This window comes from Planomonospora algeriensis (assembly GCF_977012225.1).
Map to the genome: position 1 here is coordinate 1 of NZ_CDRNDK010001108.1, position 445 is coordinate 445.

Here is a 445-nt window from a genome sequence, read left to right on the forward strand (position 1 = left end):
CCTGGCGGAGGCGCGCTCGGCGCGCTGGCCCGCCACGGTCTGGGTACGGCGCTGCCGACCGCGCCGGGCGCCTTCCCCTGGACCACCCTGGCGGTCAACGGCCTCGGCTGCCTGCTGATCGGGGCGCTCGCCGTGATGCTCGTGGCGCTGGAACCCCACCCGCTGGCCGGCCCCTTCCTGTCCACCGGAGTGCTGGGCGGGTTCACCACCTTCTCCTCCTTCGCCGTGGACGTGGAGGGGCTGGTCCGGCTGGGCCGGCCGGTCACGGCGTTCACCTACCTCGTGGCCACCCCGGCCCTGGCGGTGTCGGCCGCGCTCGCCGGGACGGTGCTGGCGAAGCGGATGCGGCGAGCGCGGCGGGAGCGCCGGGCGGGGATGAGCCTGCTGCTGGTGGCGGTGGGCGGCGCGGCCGGGGCGACACTGCGGCACCTGGCCGCCTCGCGCT

1 protein-coding gene is annotated in these 445 nt (G+C 77.5%); it reads left to right on the forward strand.

All coding sequences use genetic code 11. From position 1 onward, the window contains the following. A partial coding sequence (locus ACWJ6R_RS38040) for a FluC/FEX family fluoride channel (protein ID WP_449066809.1) occupies positions 1-445 on the forward strand: 445 nt, incomplete at both ends.